Annotated in this window: 20 protein-coding genes; 17 read left to right on the forward strand and 3 right to left on the reverse strand. The window is 65.6% G+C overall.

The annotated features are described in order from the left end of the window. Window positions 1-134: 134 nt before the first annotated feature. Both HNP02_RS21135 and HNP02_RS21140 read left to right on the forward strand, forming a co-directional pair. The gene (locus tag HNP02_RS21135; protein ID WP_184442176.1) at window positions 135-1199 is read left to right on the forward strand and encodes a phosphatase PAP2 family protein; all 1065 of its coding nucleotides are present in this window, start codon (window positions 135-137) and stop codon (window positions 1197-1199) included. Continuing rightward, on the forward strand, window positions 1184-2077 hold the full coding sequence (locus HNP02_RS21140) for a PHB depolymerase family esterase (protein ID WP_184442178.1): 894 nt from the start codon (window positions 1184-1186) through the stop codon (window positions 2075-2077). The genes HNP02_RS21135 and HNP02_RS21140 overlap by 16 nt, the downstream gene beginning before the upstream one ends. On the opposite strand, the gene HNP02_RS21145 is transcribed toward HNP02_RS21140, so the two are convergent. After that, window positions 2065-2400 (reverse strand): cupin domain-containing protein, encoded by a 336-nt coding sequence (locus HNP02_RS21145; protein ID WP_184442179.1) that lies wholly within the window; start codon window positions 2398-2400, stop codon window positions 2065-2067. The genes HNP02_RS21140 and HNP02_RS21145 overlap by 13 nt on opposite strands. Before the next feature lie 85 nt (window positions 2401-2485). Between HNP02_RS21145 and HNP02_RS21150 the strand changes: the two genes are divergently transcribed. The 4 genes from HNP02_RS21150 (at window position 2486) to HNP02_RS21165 (ending at window position 6674) form a co-directional block, all read left to right on the forward strand. Next, on the forward strand, window positions 2486-4114 hold the full coding sequence (locus tag HNP02_RS21150) for an acyl-CoA dehydrogenase family protein (protein ID WP_184442180.1): 1629 nt from the start codon (window positions 2486-2488) through the stop codon (window positions 4112-4114). Between the two features lie 88 nt (window positions 4115-4202). Beyond that, window positions 4203-5141 (forward strand): crotonase/enoyl-CoA hydratase family protein, encoded by a 939-nt coding sequence (locus HNP02_RS21155; RefSeq protein WP_184442181.1) that lies wholly within the window; start codon window positions 4203-4205, stop codon window positions 5139-5141. A 4-nt stretch (window positions 5142-5145) separates the two neighbouring features. Next, window positions 5146-5895, forward strand: coding sequence for a PaaX family transcriptional regulator C-terminal domain-containing protein (locus HNP02_RS21160; protein ID WP_184442182.1), 750 nt, complete (start codon window positions 5146-5148; stop codon window positions 5893-5895). A 14-nt stretch (window positions 5896-5909) separates the two neighbouring features. Continuing rightward, window positions 5910-6674 carry a crotonase/enoyl-CoA hydratase family protein gene (locus tag HNP02_RS21165; RefSeq protein WP_184442564.1) on the forward strand — a complete coding sequence of 255 codons (765 nt, stop codon included), beginning with the start codon at window positions 5910-5912 and terminating at the stop codon, window positions 6672-6674. Window positions 6675-6677: 3 nt separating this feature from the next. Here the strand turns inward: HNP02_RS21165 and HNP02_RS21170 are convergent, their stop codons facing one another. Further along, entirely contained in the window at window positions 6678-7088 is a 411-nt protein-coding gene (locus tag HNP02_RS21170) for a DUF3060 domain-containing protein (RefSeq protein WP_184442183.1), read from the reverse strand. Window positions 7089-7145: 57 nt separating this feature from the next. Continuing rightward, a complete protein-coding gene (locus HNP02_RS21175) occupies window positions 7146-7523 on the reverse strand; it encodes a DUF3060 domain-containing protein (RefSeq protein ID WP_375373696.1) in 378 nt (125 codons plus the stop codon). Between the two features lie 178 nt (window positions 7524-7701). Here HNP02_RS21175 and HNP02_RS21180 point away from each other — a divergent pair, with 178 nt between their 5' ends. The 11 genes from HNP02_RS21180 to HNP02_RS21230 all read left to right on the forward strand — a co-directional run bounded on the left by HNP02_RS21180 (window position 7702) and on the right by HNP02_RS21230 (window position 18741). Then, window positions 7702-8232 (forward strand): DUF3558 domain-containing protein, encoded by a 531-nt coding sequence (locus HNP02_RS21180; protein WP_184442567.1) that lies wholly within the window; start codon window positions 7702-7704, stop codon window positions 8230-8232. Next, the gene (locus HNP02_RS21185; RefSeq protein WP_184442185.1) at window positions 8232-8756 is read left to right on the forward strand and encodes a DUF3558 domain-containing protein; all 525 of its coding nucleotides are present in this window, start codon (window positions 8232-8234) and stop codon (window positions 8754-8756) included. The genes HNP02_RS21180 and HNP02_RS21185 overlap by 1 nt, the downstream gene beginning before the upstream one ends. A 102-nt stretch (window positions 8757-8858) precedes the next feature. After that, window positions 8859-9470 (forward strand): TetR/AcrR family transcriptional regulator, encoded by a 612-nt coding sequence (locus HNP02_RS21190; protein WP_184442187.1) that lies wholly within the window; start codon window positions 8859-8861, stop codon window positions 9468-9470. 278 nt (window positions 9471-9748) lie between these two features. After that, window positions 9749-10123 (forward strand): 30S ribosomal protein S12, encoded by a 375-nt coding sequence (gene rpsL / locus HNP02_RS21195; protein ID WP_149374913.1) that lies wholly within the window; start codon window positions 9749-9751, stop codon window positions 10121-10123. Continuing rightward, on the forward strand, window positions 10123-10593 hold the full coding sequence (rpsG, locus tag HNP02_RS21200) for a 30S ribosomal protein S7 (RefSeq protein ID WP_057166992.1): 471 nt from the start codon (window positions 10123-10125) through the stop codon (window positions 10591-10593). Before rpsL ends, rpsG begins: the two co-directional genes overlap by 1 nt. Before the next feature lie 85 nt (window positions 10594-10678). Further along, window positions 10679-12781: an elongation factor G gene (gene fusA / locus HNP02_RS21205; protein ID WP_184442188.1), complete on the forward strand. Its 2103-nt coding sequence runs from the start codon at window positions 10679-10681 to the stop codon at window positions 12779-12781. Between the two features lie 90 nt (window positions 12782-12871). Continuing rightward, window positions 12872-14062 carry an elongation factor Tu gene (gene tuf, locus HNP02_RS21210; protein ID WP_184442190.1) on the forward strand — a complete coding sequence of 397 codons (1191 nt, stop codon included), beginning with the start codon at window positions 12872-12874 and terminating at the stop codon, window positions 14060-14062. Between the two features lie 138 nt (window positions 14063-14200). Next, window positions 14201-14932 (forward strand): PP2C family serine/threonine-protein phosphatase, encoded by a 732-nt coding sequence (locus tag HNP02_RS21215; RefSeq protein ID WP_184442191.1) that lies wholly within the window; start codon window positions 14201-14203, stop codon window positions 14930-14932. A gap of 286 nt (window positions 14933-15218) precedes the next feature. Further along, entirely contained in the window at window positions 15219-16127 is a 909-nt protein-coding gene (locus HNP02_RS21220) for a hypothetical protein (protein ID WP_184442608.1), read from the forward strand. A gap of 159 nt (window positions 16128-16286) precedes the next feature. Continuing rightward, window positions 16287-17132 carry an SHOCT domain-containing protein gene (locus HNP02_RS21225; RefSeq protein WP_184442192.1) on the forward strand — a complete coding sequence of 282 codons (846 nt, stop codon included), beginning with the start codon at window positions 16287-16289 and terminating at the stop codon, window positions 17130-17132. 163 nt (window positions 17133-17295) lie between these two features. Next, entirely contained in the window at window positions 17296-18741 is a 1446-nt protein-coding gene (locus HNP02_RS21230; RefSeq protein ID WP_184442569.1) for a basic amino acid/polyamine antiporter, read from the forward strand. Window positions 18742-18757: the final 16 nt, after the last annotated feature.

Genomic DNA, 18757 nt, shown 5'->3' on the forward strand with positions numbered 1-18757 from the left:
GGCCGGCGCCGTTCCTTCGCAACTGAACTGCCGCCGAACTGGCGGTGACGCCACGGTTAACTAGGCTGATCGCGGGAATCGCTCCTCCCGGTAACCGAGAGGCTCATGTGTCCGCGATTGACGAGCAACCGTCCATGGCCTTGACGTGCGCCGAGGATCCCGTCCCGAGGGGTGAGCGCCGGCTGACGATCGTGCGGTGGGTGGCGATCGCCGCATGGGGCGCCGCCGTGATCTACCGGACGGTGACCGACGGACTCGCGTTCAACCGTGAGCTGCTGTTGCTCTACATCGCGACGGGTCTGCTGGCCGCCAGCATCGGCCAGGGCCGCCGCATGCTGTACGTCATTCGCGATTGGCTGCCGTTCGCGTTGGTGTTGCTCGCCTACGACGTGAGCAGGGGAGCGGCGACGCTGATCGGGCGGCCGACGCTATGGCATTGGCAGGCTGACGCCGACCGCTGGCTGTTCTTCGGGACGATGCCGACGGTGTGGTTGCAGGAACGGCTGAAACTGCCACACGCGCCGTGGTGGGAGGTCGCCATCAGCACCGTCTACATGTCGTTCTTCGTCCTGCCGTACGTGGTGGCCGGCGTGCTGTGGCTCCGCGACCGTGACGAGTGGAAGGCGTTCGTCCGGCTGTTCGTCGGGTTGTCGTTCGCGGCGCTGGTCGTCTACGCGCTGCTGCCCGCAGCCCCGCCGTGGGCGGCCGCTCGCTGCACGGCCGTCGACGTCAGCGGCGGCCCGTCCGGACCGGGGTGCATGTTCCGGTCTGCGCGCGGCGTGCCGGACGGCGGCCTGCTCGGCGGTATGCAGACCAGTCAGGACGGTGCGAACGCCTGGGTGGAGCGGATCGTCGCGCGTGGCTGGGGCAAGCTGAATCTGCACTCGGCGACCGCGCTGATCGACCAGGGTCAGGCCAGTGTCAACCTGGTCGCGGCCATTCCGTCGTTGCATGCCGGGATGACGGCGGCGGTGGCGGCGTTCCTGTGGCATCGGGTGCATCGCGGGTGGCGGCCGGTGCTGGTGGCCTACGTGTTGATCATGGCGTTCACGCTTGTGTACACCGCCGAGCACTACGTCGTCGACATCGTGCTCGGCTGGGCGTTCGCCGCGGCCGTAATCTGCGCCATCAACCGGTATGACGCGTGGCGGCGAGATCGCCCGATGGTCAATACCGTGGAGGCATGGCCCCGAGACTGACCGCTCTGTTCGCCGCGCTGCTCGTGGTCGCAGGCTGTGCGGCATCCGGTTCGGCGGAGCCTGCGGGATTCGGCGCAGGGTCGACAGCACATTCGCTGAGCGTCGGCGGGCTGGATCGCAGCTACCGGCTGTACGTCCCCGATGGCGTGGCTTCACCGGCACCGCTGGTGGTCATGCTTCATGGCGGCTTCGGCAGTGGTCAGCAGGCCGAAAGATCCTACGGCTGGGATGAATTGGCGGACGGCGCGAAGTTCGTCGTGGCCTATCCGGACGGTGTCGGCCGTGCTTGGAACGTCAACGGCTGCTGCGGCCGACCTGCGCGACAGAACGTCGACGACGTCGGGTTCATCAGTGCGGTGGTCGGCGACATCACGGCCAACGTCGCCATCGATCCGGCCCGCGTCTACGCGACGGGCATCAGCAACGGCGGCATGATGGCCTACACGTTGGCCTGCAACACCGATCTGTTCGCGGCGATCGGACCCGACGCGGCCACCCAACTCGACCCCTGCCCGTCGCCGCACCCGACATCGGTCGTGCACGTCCACGGCACCGCGGACCGCAACATCCGCTACGACGGGCAACCGGGCGATGGCGTTGCGGGTATCGACGGCCCGCCCGTTCCTGACGTCAACGCGTTCTGGCGGGGCGTGGATCGGTGCGCGCCGCCGACCGTCAGTGTCGACGGACCGGTGTCGACGTCGCGCGCGGCGTGCGCCGACGGTCGCGGCGTCACGTTGATCACCATCGACGGTGCCGGGCACCAGTGGCCGGGAGGGCAGACGGTCCGCGGGGGTGCCGACCCGCCGTCACCGGCCCTGAACGCGACGAGCGTCATCTGGACGTTCTTCGCGAACCATCCCGGTCAGGCGAGGTAGACCTTGCGGATTGTCTCGGTGACCGTCCATACCGTGCTGGCGCCTGCGGCAAGTCGCACCACGTCGCCGGCCTGAACGTGCAGCGTCTCGCTCTCGTCGGCGAATTCGACTGTGGCAGAACCGGACAGCACCACGAAGACCTCGTCTGACTCGACGTCGCTCATTACACCCGGCGTCATCTCCCACACGCCGACCTCGAGACCACTGAACTCCGTGAGGGTGTGCACGGCGGTGCGGGGCTGGCCGCTCACCGTCTGATCGGGAGCGACGGGTTGCGTGTCGAGGTCGAGTGCGCTGGCTCGGATCGAGGTATTCGGTTTCACGCGAACCACCTTGCCCGCGCGCGTGCACGTTCGCAGCCCGTATTACGACTCTTGTGCGATTGTCGGAAAAATGTAACATGGAGGTATGGGAGATACGCACGTCGTCACCAATCAGGTCCCGCCCCTTGAGAACTACAACCCGGCCACGTCGCCGGTGCTCACCGAGGCGCTGATCAGGGAGGGCGGTCAGTGGGGCCTCGACGAGGTCAACGTCCTCGGTGCACTCGGTGGCGGTGCCCAGGCGCAACGGTGGGGGGAGTTGGCCGATCGCAACCAGCCCGTGCTGCGCACCCACGACCGCTACGGCAACCGCATCGACGAGGTCGAGTACGACCCCGCCTACCACGAACTGATGACCGTGGCGATCGGCCACGGCTTGCACGCGGCACCGTGGGCCGACGACCGCGCGGGCGCCCACGTCGTGCGCGCCGCCAAGACCTCGGTGTGGACGCCAGAGGCAGGCCACGTCTGTCCGATCTCGATGACCTACGCCGTCGTCCCCGCACTGCGCCACAACGCCGAACTGGCCGCTGTCTACGAGCCGTTGCTGACCAGCCGGTCGTATGACCCCGAACTGAAGGTGCCGACCGCCAAGGCCGGGATCACCGCCGGAATGTCGATGACCGAGAAGCAGGGCGGCTCCGACGTCCGTGCTGGCACGACTGAAGCGACGCCGAACGGCGACGGCGCGTACTCGCTGCGGGGCCACAAGTGGTTCACCTCGGCGCCGATGTGCGACGTGTTCCTGGTGCTCGCGCAAGCGCCAGGCGGTTTGAGTTGCTTCTTCCTGCCCCGCGTGCTACCCGACGGCACCCGCAACCGAATGTTGTTGCAGCGCTTGAAGGACAAGCTGGGCAACCATGCCAACGCGTCCAGTGAGGTCGAGTACGACGGCGCAACGGCGTGGCTCGTCGGCGAGGAGGGCCGCGGCGTCGCGACCATCATCGAGATGGTCAACCTGACCCGGCTGGACTGCACGCTCGGCAGTGCCACCAGCATGCGCACCGGCCTGACCCGGGCCATCCACCACGCGCAGCACCGAAAGGCGTTCGGCGCGTATCTGATCGACCAGCCACTGATGCGGAACGTGCTCGCCGACCTCGCGGTCGAGGCCGAGGCGGCGACCATGCTCGCCATGCGGATGGCGGGTGCCACCGACCACGCGATACGCGGGGACGAGCGGGAGACGCTGCTGCGCCGGATCGGTCTGGCCGCGGGCAAGTACTGGGTCTGCAAGCGGGCCACTCCGCACGCCGCCGAGGCGATGGAATGTCTTGGCGGCAACGGCTATGTCGAGGAGTCCGGCATGCCGCGGCTCTACCGCGAGGCGCCGCTGATGGGCATCTGGGAGGGCTCCGGAAACGTCAGCGCACTGGATACGTTGCGGGCCATGGCAACCCGACCGGAGTGCGTCGACGTGCTGTTCGACGAGCTGAGCCGGACGACGGGCCAGGACCCGCGGCTGGACTCGCACGTCGTAGCCCTGCGCACGCAACTCGGCGACCTCGAGACCATCCAGTACCGGGCACGCAAGGTGGCCGAGGACATCTCGCTCGCGCTGCAGGGCTCGCTGCTGGTGCGGCACGGTCACCCCGCGGTCGCGGAGGCCTTCCTGGCCAGCAGGCTCGGCGGGCAGTGGGGTGGAGCGTTCGGAACGCTGCCTACCGGGCTGGATCTCGCGCCGATCATCGAGCGCGCGTTGGTCAAGGGATGAAATCCCCCGGCGAGCGCGCGCAAACTCCTGCAAGACAGCGGCGTGTCGCCCGCAAACACGCGCGCTCGCGGGGAGGGGTGACCGCCGCATGACTCACGCGATCAGGCCCGTGAACTTCGACGACCTAAAGACGATGACCTACGAGGTCACCGACCGGGTTGCACGGATCACCTTGAACCGCCCCGAAAAGGGCAACGCGATCGTCGCCGATACGCCACTGGAGTTGTCGGCGCTCGTCGAGCGCGCCGATCTGGACCCGAACGTCCACGTGATCCTGGTATCCGGTCGTGGGGAGGGGTTCTGCGCCGGGTTCGACCTGTCCGCGTACGCCGAGGGATCGTCCTCTGCGGGCGGTGGCAATCCATATCAGGACACGGTGCTCTCCGGAAAGACCCAGGCCATCAACCACCTGCCGGATCAGCCATGGGATCCGATGATCGACTACCAGATGATGAGTCGCTTCGTGCGGGGCTTCTCGAGCCTGATGCACTGCGACAAGCCGACGGTGGTCAAGATTCACGGCTACTGCGTCGCGGGCGGAACCGACATCGCCCTGCACGCCGACCAGGTGATCGTGGCCTCGGACGCCAAGATCGGGTACCCACCCATGCGGGTGTGGGGCGTGCCCGCCGCCGGCCTGTGGGCCCACCGGCTTGGTGACCAACGCGCGAAACGTCTTCTGTTCACCGGGGATTGCATCACCGGCGCACAAGCAGCCGAGTGGGGTCTTGCGATCGAGGCGCCCGACCCGGCCGACCTGGACGAGCGCACCGAACGACTCGTCGGGCGTATCGCCGCGATGCCGGTCAACCAACTGATCATGGCGAAGTTGGCGCTCAACACGACGCTGATCAACCAGGGCATTGCGACCAGCCGGATGGTGAGCACCGTCTTCGACGGCGTCGCCAGGCACACCCCAGAAGGACACGCGTTCGTCGCCGAGTCGCGTGAGCACGGCTTCCGGGACGCGGTGAAGAGCCGCGACGAACCGTTCGGCGACGCGGGCCGCAAGACCTCCGGGGTGTAGCAGGATGGTGTCCAGCGGGCGGGACCCGGGAGTGTCTCGTCTGACCGCGCGCTCGGTGGTGCTGAGCGTGCTGCTCGGGGCGCATCCGGCGTGGGCATCGTCAGCCGAACTGGTAAGGCTGACAGCCGATTTCGACATCAAGGAGCCGACCCTGCGGGTGGCGCTGACCCGGATGGTCAGCGCGGGGGACCTGGTCCGGTCGACGGACGGCTACCGGCTCTCCGAGCGGCTGTTGGCCCGGCAGCGACGTCAGGACGATGCACTGGACCCGCGCCTGCGACGGTGGGACGGAACGTGGACGACATTGGTCGTCACCAGCGTGGGCATCGACGCACGAACCCGTGCGCAGCTGCGTACCACGTTGCACGACAAGCGTTTCGCCGAACTGCGTGAGGGCGTGTGGATGCGGCCGGCCAACCTCGAGTTGGAGCTGACGGACGCCCTGCGCGGTCGGGTGCGCGTGTTGCGGGCCCGAGACGACGATCCGACCGATCTCACCGCCCGGCTCTGGGATCTGACCGAGTGGGTGAGCACTGGACATCGGTTGCTCGGCGACATGGCCGGGGCGAGCGACGTGCCGCGTCGCTTCGTCGCGGCCGCGGGCATGGTTCGGCACCTGCTCACCGACCCGGTCCTGCCATCCGAACTTCTTCCCGACGACTGGCCTGGCGCCACGCTGCGCTCGGCATACCGTGACTTCGCCGCCGAACTGTTGGCGCGGCGAGACGACAGCGAATTGATGGAGGCGACATGACTTTTCCGGAGAGTGTGAACGGCGGTGTCCGGGTCGAACGCAACGGACCGGTGACGACGGTGATCATGAACCGGCCCGAGGCGCGCAACGCCGTCAACGGTCCTGCCGCCGCCGCGCTCTTCGCGGCTTTCGAGGAGTTCGATCGCGACGACTCCGCATCGGTGGCGGTGCTGTGGGGCGACAACGGAACCTTCTGCGCCGGAGCGGATCTCAAGGCCTTCGGCACACCCGACATGAACCCGGCACACCGCACCGGGCCGGGACCCATGGGTCCATCGCGGATGGTGCTGACCAAACCCGTCATCGCCGCGGTGAGCGGCTACGCGGTCGCGGGTGGTCTCGAGCTGGCGCTGTGGTGCGATCTGCGGGTCGCCGAGGAGGACGCGGTGTTCGGCGTTTTCTGCCGCCGCTGGGGCGTACCGCTGATCGACGGGGGCACGGTGCGGTTGCCTCGGTTGATCGGTCACAGCCGGGCCATGGACCTGATCCTTACCGGTCGCGCCGTCGAGGCCCAGGAGGCACTCGCCATGGGGCTGGCCAATCGGGTGGTGCCGAAGGGGCAGGCCCGCGCGGCGGCGGAGCAGTTGGCAGCCGAACTCGCTGCGCTGCCGCAGCTGTGCCTGCGCGCCGACCGGCTGTCGGCGCTCAACCAGTGGGGCTTGTCCGAGGCCGAGGCGATCGACTCCGAGTTCGCCAGCCTGTCGCGGGTGGCCTCTGAATCATTGGCAGGGGCACAGAGATTCGCGGGTGGCGCGGGCCGCCACGGCGCTCGGGCTTGACGCTCAGCCCTTCTTGATCGTGTTCCCAGAACCGACGTCGCTGACCTTGGGGTCGCCGTCCTTGTAGGTGATGGTGTTGTTGAAGCCGACGAGGCTGATGTCCTTGTCGACCTTGTCGAAGGTGACCTTGTTGTCCGCGCCGCCGATGTTCACGCTGGCGCACGTGCCCTTCACGGTCAGCGTGTTGTTCGAGCCGCCGACGTTGAGTGACTTGCCGTCGGCGCAGTCGATGTCGGCCGTCGTGCCGAACGAGCCGTAGTTGATGGTGTTGTTCACCTCGACCTGCGCGCCCGACGTGCCCGCAGTGGCCGTCGGCGGGTTGGTGTCGGTGCCCTGCGAACCGCAGCCGGCCATGCCGACCACGAGGATTGCGGCGCAGACGCCTCCGACGAATCCTCGGGAGTGCGCGCGCATAGGGGGATCCTCATCTCATCGGCGATCCACGGCAAGGCTCTGCCGTGGCTGCCAAGACTACGCGGGAACCCGGTCGATGCGGTTGGTCATGCCGAGCTCACGACCACGGTCCCAGAGGGACGGTGCACCGTCGTGGAACAGGACGGTCTGGTCGAAGCCGTACACCACGATGTCGTTGATGACGTTGTCGACGATGACGACGTTCGACGACCCCTGAACCGCTACGCCCCAACACGATCCCTTCGCGGTGATGTAGTTACCACTACCCATCACGTAGAGCGTGGACTCGTTGCAGTCGAGGGTCTGGGTGATGCCCTGGCCCGTGATGTGGGTGTCGCCGTTCTTGGCGTGCGCCATCGGGGTACCGACGGTGACCGTCGCAGCCGCCGCGATCAATCCCGTCGCCAACAACCCGCCAAACGTCCTGATTCGCACTCCGTGGCCCCTTCGCGTCGGCGGCTCGGATCAGCCCTAATTCAACTGCCCATCAACTCCGATCACCGCAGCCTACGTCGCTGGGTGACCGCTGTGACAGCAGTTCGCCCGTTCAATCCGAGTCGGGCTGATCGTATGAGTCGCTCGCCCCCGCCGTGCTGGGTAGCGTGTGCACACGATGCGATGCCGGATCAAGGGATTTGTTGCTGTGACGGTCGCCGCGGCGTTGACCGTCGGGTGCTCGCAGACCGTCACGGGTGACGCCCAACGGGCCCGGCCGTCCGTTCCCGACCCGGACCGCAGCTATGGCTACGTCGACAACCGCTGCGGGCTGCTGACCGACGATTCGATCCAGCAGACATTGAGCGCGGACAGCATTGTGCGGCCGTACAGCGGCGCGGTCTGTCAGTACGTGTTGGCTAGGAAGACCGGCCTCGTCGACGTCGTCTTCTCCTGGTTCGAAACCGGCAGCTTCGAGCGCGAACGCGGGTTGGCCGCGCAACGGGGTGCGACGATCACCGACACCGACGTCGAGCGTCACCACGCATTCCTTGCCGAAGTCGGTGGTGACCACGCGGCCTGCTCAGCCACCGCGGCGGCAGGCACCGGCGTGTTGACGTGGTGGGTGCAGTTCCGTCCCGTGACCGGGGGCGAGCCGTGCCAGGCCGCCGAGAAGCTGCTTGCGGCGACGTTGTCTTCGGATTTGTGATGGCTGCGACGTCAGCCAGGTGGCTGGCCGCACTCGCGGCCGCCTGCGCCATGGCCCTGACGGCGTGCGGACCGGATCACGCCCCGCGGCCCGCGGCCCCGGTGACCGGCGTCGGATTCCGCAGCGAGCCCTGCAACGGCGTCACCGACGCCGACGTCACCAAGGTGATCGGTTCGTCGCTCTTCACCAAGGTCGTGGACAGCGAGGCCGGCTGCTTCTGGCAGGAGAACACCGCGATCGGCACGTTCGGCATCGGGATGGGCATCTCGACTTGGTGGTACCGCGGCAGCGACCTGGACACCGAACGGACACTCGAAGTGAGCGCAGGCCGCACCCTGACGGAACTGTCGCTCGACGGCAACAAGGGCTTCAAGGCCGCCGACGACAACGCCTGCAGCATCTACGTCGCGAAGGGCGGCGACGTCGTGACCTGGTCGATCCAGACGATGAATCCGGCAATGCTGCCCGATCTGTGTGGGATCACCGAGCATCTCGCGCAGCTCAGCCAACAGCGCGTGAACTGAACTCCCGGGCGGTAAACGGTTAGAGTCATTCGCTGGCCCAATTGCTGGATCAGTGATGACGAACCGAACATTCGCTCGCCCCAAGTTAAGGATGACGCACACATGGCAGCTCGGCTGGAGTCGCGCTCGGCGGGTGGCCGACCGCGAAATCAGGCGCGCACCACCAAGCTCAGCCGTGAGGCGATCGTCAACGCCGCCCTGACCTTCCTCGATCGTGAGGGCTGGGACGCTCTCACCATCAACGCGCTGGCGATCCAGCTGGGGACCAAGGGCCCGTCGCTGTACAACCACGTGGACAGCCTCGATGACCTGCGGCGCACCGTCAGGATGCGGGTGATCGACGACATCCTCGGGATGCTCAACGCGGTCGGCGACGGCCGCACCCGCGATGACGCGGTGTCGTCGATGGCGAGTGCATACCGCAGCTACGCCCACCACCATCCCGGCCGCTATTCGGCGTTCACCCGGATGCCCCTCGGCGGGGACGACCCCGAATACACGGAGGCGACGCGGCTCGCGGCAGGTCCGGTGATCGAGGTGCTGTCGTCCTACGGACTCGACGGCGACAACGCGTTCTATGCCGCGCTCGAGTTCTGGTCTGCCCTGCACGGATTCGTTCTGCTGGAGATGACGGGTGTGATGGACGACGTCGACACCGACGCGGTATTCAGCGACATGGTGCTGCGCCTGGCGTCCGGCATGGAGAGGCGCTGAGCGGCCGCCCGAAGGGGCTGGTCTGACGCGCTTTGACCTGCCCTACCGTGGGCGGGTATCGTGGTCCATCGTGCCTGGCCGAGGCGCTTGCGGCTGAGTGGTTTCGCAAGCATGCCTGCACGCCGGGCCAATTCGCATGTCCACGGTGCATCGAAAGAACATCGGTGCGCGGGCGCGTGCGACACGCCCGGTCGCGGGGTACGCGAACGAGCGAAACCCGCAGTACACAGACTTGAGAACAACCGAATACAAGCAGAAGCAACACAGAAAGCCGGTACATGCCAACCATCAACCAGCTGGTCCGCAAGGGTCGCCGCGACAAGATCGCCAAGGTCAAGACCGCGGCCCTCAAGGGCAGCCCGCAGCGCCGCGGCGTGTGCACCCGCGTGTACACAACCACCCCGAAGAAGCCGAACTCGGCACTTCGGAAGGTGGCGCGCGTGAAGCTGACCAGCGCGGTCGAGGTCACCGCCTACATCCCGGGTGAGGGTCACAACCTGCAGGAGCACTCGATGGTGCTGGTGCGCGGTGGTCGTGTGAAGGACCTCCCCGGTGTGCGCTACAAGATCATCCGCGGCTCGCTGGACACCCAAGGTGTCAAGTCCCGCAAGCAGGCCCGTAGCAAGTACGGCGCCAAGAAGGAGAAGAGCTAATGCCGCGCAAGGGCCCCGCACCGAAGCGGCCGCTGGTCAACGACCCGGTCTATGGTTCGCAGCTGGTCACCCAGCTGGTCAACAAAGTCCTGCTGGATGGGAAGAAATCACTGGCTGAGCGCATTGTTTATGGTGCGCTCGAGCAGGCCCGTGACAAGACCGGCACCGATCCGGTAGTCACCCTGAAGCGCGCTCTCGACAACGTCAAGCCCGCCCTCGAGGTGCGCAGCCGCCGCGTTGGTGGCGCGACCTACCAGGTTCCCGTCGAGGTGCGTCCCGAGCGGTCGACCACGCTGGCACTGCGCTGGCTGGTCAGCTTCTCGAAGGCGCGTCGTGAGAAGACCATGGTCGAGCGTCTGGCGAACGAGATCCTCGACGCCAGCAATGGCCTGGGTGCCGCCGTCAAGCGACGTGAGGACACCCACAAGATGGCCGAGGCGAACCGGGCCTTCGCGCACTACCGCTGGTGATTGCCGCTGGCGAGCACGAAAAGGTGTGCGCGCCCGGGGATGAAGACAACAGCAACCAAGCAAGCGAAAGAGTGGGAATCTAGCCGTGGCACAGGACGTGCTGACCGACCTCACCAAGGTCCGCAACATCGGCATCATGGCGCACATCGATGCCGGCAAGACGACGACGACCGAGCGCATCCTCTACTACACCGGTATCAGCTACAAGATCGGTGAGGTGCACGACGGTGCCGCCACGATGGACTGGATGGAACAGGAGCAGGAGCGGGGGATCACCATCACCTCCGCCGCCACCACGTGCTTCTGGGACGGCAACCAGATCAACATCATCGACACCCCTGGACACGTCGACTTCACCGTCGAGGTAGAGCGTTCGCTCCGTGTTCTCGATGGCGCCGTTGCCGTCTTCGACGGCAAGGAAGGCGTTGAGCCGCAGTCCGAGCAGGTCTGGCGCCAGGCCGACAAGTACGACGTGCCGCGCATCTGCTTCGTCAACAAGATGGACAAGATCGGCGCCGACTTCTACTTCACCGTGCGCACGATCGAGGAGCGCCTCGGTGCCAGGGCGCTGCCGATTCAGCTGCCCATCGGCTCGGAGGGTGACTTCGAGGGCATCGTCGACCTGGTCGAGATGAATGCCAAGGTGTGGCGTGGCGAGACCAAGCTCGGTGAGACCTACGACACCATCGAGATCCCCGCTGAGCTGCTCGAAAAGGCTCAGGAGTACCGCACCAAGCTGCTCGAGACGGTCGCCGAGACCGACGAGGTATTGCTGGAGAAGTACTTCGGTGGCGAGGAACTCACCGTCGAGGAGATCAAGGGCGCGATCCGCAAGCTGACGATCAACTCCGAGATCTACCCGGTGCTGTGTGGCAGCGCGTTCAAGAACAAGGGCGTTCAGCCCATGCTCGACGCCGTCATCGACTACCTGCCAACCCCGCTGGACGTGGCTGCTGCCATCGGCCATGCGCCCGGCAAGGAGGACGTCGAGGTCGTGCGCAAGCCGTCGACCGACGAGCCCTTCTCCGCGCTCGCGTTCAAGGTGGCCACCCACCCGTTCTTCGGCAAGCTCACCTACATCCGGGTGTACTCGGGCAAGGTCGACTCCGGCGCCCAGGTCATCAACGCCACCAAGGGCAAGAAGGAGCGTCTGGGCAAGCTGTTCCAGATGCACTCCAACAAGGAGAACCCGGTCGAGACGGCAGCAGCTGGCCACATCTACGCCGTGATCGGCCTGAAGGACACCACCACCGGTGACACGCTTTCGGATCTGAGCCAGCAAGTGGTGCTCGAGTCGATGACCTTCCCGGATCCCGTGATCCAGGTCGCCATCGAGCCGAAGACCAAGAGTGACCAGGAGAAGCTGAGCCTGGCCATCCAGAAGCTCGCTGAGGAAGACCCGACCTTCAAGGTCAACCAAGACCACGAGACCGGCCAGACCATCATCGGTGGCATGGGCGAGCTCCACCTGGACATCCTGGTCGACCGCATGCGTCGCGAGTTCAAGGTCGAGGCCAACGTCGGCAAGCCGCAGGTGGCCTACAAGGAGACCATCAAGCGCAAGGTCGACAAGGTCGAGTTCACGCACAAGAAGCAGACCGGTGGCTCCGGCCAGTTCGCGAAGGTGCTCGTCAGCATCGAGCCGTTCAGCGGCGAGGACGGTGCGACCTACGAGTTCGAGAACAAGGTCAGCGGCGGCCGCATCCCGCGCGAGTACATCCCGTCGGTGGATGCCGGTGCGCAGGACGCCATGCAGTACGGCGTGCTGGCCGGCTACCCGCTGGTCAACATCAAGCTCACCCTGCTTGACGGGGCCTACCACGACGTCGACTCGTCGGAAATGGCCTTCAAGATCGCTGGTTCCCAGGTGCTGAAGAAGGCTGCCGCGCAAGCACAGCCGACCATCCTGGAACCGATCATGGCCGTCGAGGTCACCACACCCGAGGACTACATGGGTGACGTGATCGGCGACCTGAACTCTCGCCGTGGTCAGATTCAAGCCATGGAGGAGCGCAGCGGTGCGCGCATCGTCAAGGCGCATGTGCCGCTGTCGGAGATGTTCGGCTACGTCGGTGACCTTCGGTCGCGGACCCAGGGCCGGGCCAACTACTCCATGGTGTTCGACTCGTACGCCGAAGTTCCGGCAAACGTGTCGAAGGAAATCATCGCGAAGGCAACGGGCCAATAACGGGTCTGTAGGCTGATCCGTCGGCCATCACAACTGAACACATCTACACCTGCTTAACCAAAGCACCAACAAGTCCAGGAGGACACAGAAGTGGCGAAGGCGAAGTTCGAGCGGACGAAGCCGCACGTCAACATCGGGACCATCGGTCACGTTGACCACGGCAAAACCACGCTTACCGCAGCAATCACCAAGGTTCTGCACGATAAGTACCCGGCGTTGAACGAGTCGCGCGCATTCGACCAGATCGACAATGCGCCCGAAGAGCGTGCACGTGGCATCACGATCAACATCTCCCACGTGGAGTACCAGACCGAGAAGCGTCACTACGCGCACGTCGATGCCCCCGGCCACGCTGACTACATCAAGAACATGATCACCGGTGCAGCCCAGATGGACGGCGCGATCCTGGTGGTTGCCGCGACCGACGGCCCCATGCCGCAGACGCGTGAGCACGTGCTGCTCGCCCGCCAGGTCGGCGTGCCCTACATCCTGGTTGCCCTGAACAAGGCCGACATGGTCGACGACGAGGAGCTCCTTGAGCTCGTCGAGCTGGAGGTCCGCGAACTGCTGGCCGCCCAGGAGTTCGACGAGGACGCCCCGGTCATCAAGGTGTCGGCGCTCAAGGCCCTCGAGGGCGACCCCCAGTGGGTCAAGGCCGTCGAGGATCTGATGGACGCCGTTGACGAGTCGATTCCGGACCCGGTCCGCGACACCGACAAGCCGTTCCTGATGCCCGTCGAGGACGTCTTCACGATCACCGGCCGCGGCACCGTGGTCACCGGTCGCGTCGAGCGTGGCGTGGTCAACGTGAACGAGGAAGTCGAGATCGTCGGCATCAAGCCGACCGTCACCAAGACGACCGTTACCGGTGTCGAGATGTTCCGTAAGCTGCTCGACCAGGGTCAGGCGGGCGACAACGTCGGCCTGCTGGTCCGTGGTGTCAAGCGTGAGGACGTCGAGCGTGGCCAGGTCGTGGTCAAGCCCGGCACCACCACGCCGCACACCGAGTTCGACGGCAGCGTCTACATCCTGTCCAAGGACGAAGGCGGCCGCCACACGCCGTTCTTCAACAACTACCGTCCGCAGTTCTACTTCCGCACGACGGACGTGACCGGCGTGGTGACCCTTCCCGAGGGCACCGAGATGGTGATGCCCGGTGACAACACCGACATCTCCGTCAAGCTGATCCAGCCCGTCGCCATGGACGAGGGCCTGCGGTTCGCCATCCGTGAGGGTGGTCGTACCGTCGGCGCCGGCCGCGTGACGAAGATCAACAAGTAGGCTCAGCCTACGAATGGAAGCGGCGCTCACCCCAAGGGGTGGGCGCCGCTTTCGTTTCCCGTGTGGCTTCGTTTCCCGTATGACGACGGCCCATAGATGCTTGCATGGGGGCTCCGGCAAAAGTGAGGACGACTGTAGATGACGCAGTTCACGGTTCGCGCGTTCACCGACGTGGGCCTCCTGCGCAAGCGCAATGAAGATGCCGTCCTGGTGGCGGGCTGGCAGTGCCAGTCGCACGACGGGTCGCTCGTCACAATGGATTTCGCGCCGGAACCGCCGTTCGTGTGCGCGGTCGCAGACGGTATGGGCGGGCACGTCGGTGGCGACCTGGCCAGCCGGGTGGCGCTGACGGTGATCGCGCAGGTGTCGCCGGGCTGGAGCAACGCGGATGACGTGTCCGCGTCGTTGGAGGTCGTCAACGAGCACGTGCGGGCCGTAGGTGCGGGCAACGACCTCGGCGGGCTGGGAACGACGGTCGCCGGGCTATGCTTTCTTTCCGACGAGCTGCTCGTGTTCAACGTCGGCGACAGCCGGATCTACTCGATCACCCCAGGGCCCGTCAGGCAGATCTCGATCGACGACTCGGTCTTCGACTCCGCGGGCCGGCCGACGAACGTCATCACCCAATCACTTGGCCAGCCCGGTCCGGTTCGGCCGCACGTGCTGTCGCTGCCCCTGCTCCCTGGCACTTACCTGCTGTGTTCGGACGGGGTCAGCGGGATGATGTCGTTCGACGAACTCACGGAAGCGGCCGCGCAGCCCGATCTGAATGGTTGCGCGGCGCGGATCATCGAAACCACGCGCGCCAATGGTGCCGAGGACAACTTTTCATTCCTGATCGTCGACGTTGCACGCAGTGACGACTCCTGATTGGCCACTCTGATCAATGCCGCGCATGTCGGCAATCACAGATTTCTTTCGAATAACGTGACACCGTCGAAATTGCGCCAAAAATGAGCTTTCTAGCAACGAAACGCCTGTTTGCGCGCGGTCCGCGTCGCGTGGGTTGCCAAGAGCAATTAGCGATCTATGCGGTCCAAAGCGAGACGCGTCAGGTTGCTGGGGGTGTTAATCTGGGGGCTCAAATGTAAACGTGTGACGCACGCCCGTGATTAGGCCTTTTAGGCCGAATCCAGCGGGATCGGGGGAGCTCCTCATGGTAATGGATCAGACCGAGCCAATTCCGGCCATCTCACCGTCCCTTGCGCCGTCCCCTGAACGGCTGCTGAAGCTGGCCATCATCGTCGGCACCGCCGGCGTCATGGCCCTGATCGTCGCGGTCATCGTGCTCGTCTGGACGGTTACCGGTGTGTCCGCGCCCGTCGTGTCGCAGCAGGCGGCGATGCCCGCGGACATCGCGGTGAAGCAGCCCATTCCCGCGGCACCCGCTGCGGCACTGGTGCCCGAACCGGCGCCTGCACCCGCGCCAGCGGAAACTCTCGCGCCCGCTCCCGCACCGGAGGCGGCACCAGCCGCTGCGCCTGCCGCCGGTCCCAACTCGGAGATTCTGGGCAACCCCGCGATGGCGGCGATCGCGCCGACCGCGCCTGCCCCTGCCTCCGATGTGACTCCGACCGTCAACCTTCCCACGGTCACCTTGCCCAACGGCGATCTGAACGGCCTCGACTGGAACGACCTCAACTCGAATCTGCAGAACGCCGCGGCCCAGTACCTCTGGCAGAACTCCGGCGCGGACGCCACCACCGGTGCCATCGTCGGCTTCGCTTCAGGGATCGGGAACACCGCGCTGGGCATCGTCGGCAACAACGCGGGCAATCTGGTGAACACCCTGATCTTGGCGAACTTGGGTTACTACGGAACCCCGAACGCTACAAGCAGCGTTGTGAATACGGCCCTGGCCGCACCTGCTGCGCTTTCGCAGATCGGTGTGGGTGTGCCCTCGCTCGGTGTGCCCTCGCTGTCCACGTCGATCGGCATTCCCGGGACCCCGATCGGGACGCAGATCGGTCCGCCCCAGCTGCCGCAGATCGGTCCGCCCCAGCTGCCCAGTCTTCCCCGGCCCGGGATCGGCATTCCCGGCACCCCGATCGGGATCGGGTTCTGAGCAGTAGCGTCCTCGATCGACGGCGACATGCCTCGGCCTGCGGGCCCTTTGACAGCAGCCCACAGTTGCACAGCTAGGCCAAACGTCGCGGGTTGGCGCTAATCTGATCTCCTAGACCGTCCGGCGGGCCCACGCCCGGCGAACCGAGGAGCGTGGCAGATGTTGGGTCGGTATCTGAAGTCCCAGATGATGGTGCTCTTGTGTGGCGGCCTGGTGGGGCCGATCTTCCTGGTGGTGTATTTCGCGCTTGGTGAGGGAACCCGCCCGTACATCCAGTGGATGTTCTACGTCGGCCTGCTGATCACCGCCGCCGACGTGTTGATCGCGCTGGCGTTGGCGAACTTCGGGGCCAAGACCGACGCCAAGACCCAGATGCTCGAGGCCACCGGCGTGCTGGCGCTGGCACAGGTCACCGGTATCGCCGAGACCGGGACACGGATCAACGAGCAACCCCTCGTGAAGCTCAGCCTCCACGTCGAGGGGCCGGGTCTCACGCCGTTCGACACCCAGGACTCGGTTCTCGCCTCGGTGTCACGGCTGCCGATGATCACGGGACGCAAGCTCGTCCTGCTGGTCGACCCGGCCACCAACCAGTACCAGATCGATTGGAACCGAAGCGCTTTGGTGGTCGGGATGGTGCCCGCGCAGTTCACGCTCGCCGAGGACAACCGCACCTACGACCTGTCCGGACAGGCAGCGCCGTTGATGGAGATCATGCAGATTCTCAAGGCCAACAACGTCGCGATGAACGGCACCATCGACATCAGGTCCAATCCTGCGGTGCGCCAGCAGGTGATGAACGTCGTGCGTCGCACGGCCGCCCAGCAGGCACCTCCGCCTGCGTACATGCCCCCGCCGGCCCAGGCATCCTCGTTCACCGCAACGGCGCCACCGGAGCCGTCGACGTCACAGCGATTGCAGGAGCTCGAGACGCTGCGGGCGACGGGCGCGATCTCCGAGACGGAGTACGCGGCTAAACGACAGCAGATCATCTCCGCGCTGTAAGAGTTTGCTGGCCCAGCATGACCGGGTCGGAACCGCAAGGGATGCAGTAGTTTCGGCAGGCTTCATTTGCCGATCCGGCCAGACGGCCGTGTGAGTCCGATATCGTTCTAGCTATTCGAGGTCGTGGCGATGTTGCTTCACTGAGAAAGCCGGAGTGTCGAAGATGGCGAGCGCCGACGCGCAGACCGAGCGCACGGATCAGAAGGTCAGCCTTCCAACGCTGACGGCGATGGTCATCGGCTCGATGATCGGCTCCGGTGTCTTCCTGTTGCCGCGACGGTTCGGCACCGAAACGGGCGTGCTCGGCGCCATCATTGCCTGGACCATCGCGGGCGCGGGAATGCTGATGTTGGCGTTCGTGTTTCAGCGCCTGGCCACCCGCAAACCGAACCTGGACGCGGGCATCTTCGCGTATGCGAAGGCAGGCTTCGGCGACTACGTCGGCTTCAACTCCGCGTTCGGATTCTGGGCCTCGGCGTGTGCGGGAAATACCTCGTACTGGGTCGTGATCATGACGACCACGAGTGCGTTGTTCCCCGCGCTCGGTTCCGGAAACACCGTGGTTGCTGTGCTGGTGTCATCGGTCGGGGTGTGGCTGTTCGTCTACCTGATCATGCGCGGTGTCAAAGAGGCGGCCGTCATCAACCGCATTGCCACCATCGCCAAGGTTGTGCCCATCCTGACCTTCATCGCGATCGCCGTGGTCGCTTTCAAGGCCGACGTGTTCGCGGACAACTTCTGGGGTGGCGGCGACGAATCCTTTTCGTCGGTCTTCGAGCAGGCCAAGGGCACCATGCTGATCACAGTCTTCGTCTTCCTCGGTATCGAGGGGGCCAGCGTGTATTCGCGTTTCGCACGCAAGCGCGAGGACGTCGGACGCGCCACGGTGATCGGATTCCTCAGCGTGCTCAGCGTGTTCGCGCTCGTCACCCTGTTGTCGTACGGGATCATGCCGCAGGCCGAGCTGGCGGGCGTGAGCCAGCCGTCCATGGCATCGGTGCTGGAATCCATTGTCGGGCATTGGGGTTCGATCTTCATTCGGGTCGGCGTTGTCGTCTCGGTGCTCGGTGCGTATCTGGCGTGGACGTTGATGGCTGCCGAGATCCTCTACATTCCGGCTACCACGGACGACATGCCGCGATTCCTGTCTCGTACCAACCGGCATGGCGCGCCGGTGGCGGCGTTGGTGATGGCCGCGGGCCTCGTGCAATTGCTCCTGATCCTGATTCTGTTCACCTCCGAAGCGCTGGACTTCATGCTCGACCTCACCGCGGCGCTGTCGTTGATTCCCTATCTGCTGGCGGCTGGGTATGCGCTGAAACTGACGGCCACTCGCGAGACCTATCAGAACGGGAAATCGCTGTTCGGCGATGCAGTCATCGCCGGGCTTGCGACCCTGTACACGTTGTTCCTGGTCTACGCCGCAGGATTCGACAAACTGTTGCTGTCGTGTGTGCTGTACGCGCCGGGGGCCGCCCTGTACGTGATCGCGCGCCGCGAACGCAATCTCCGCGTTTTCCGCCCCGCCGAGCTGGTGCTGTTCGCGACCATCGTCGTGGGCGCCGTTGCCGGTTTAGTAGCCCTCGCGACGGGTGCAATCGAGATTTGACGACGAAGGGATCCAC

Origin of the sequence: Mycobacterium sp. AZCC_0083, assembly GCF_014202335.1 — a bacterium.
In the GTDB taxonomy this organism is placed as follows: Bacteria; Actinomycetota; Actinomycetes; order Mycobacteriales; family Mycobacteriaceae; genus Mycobacterium.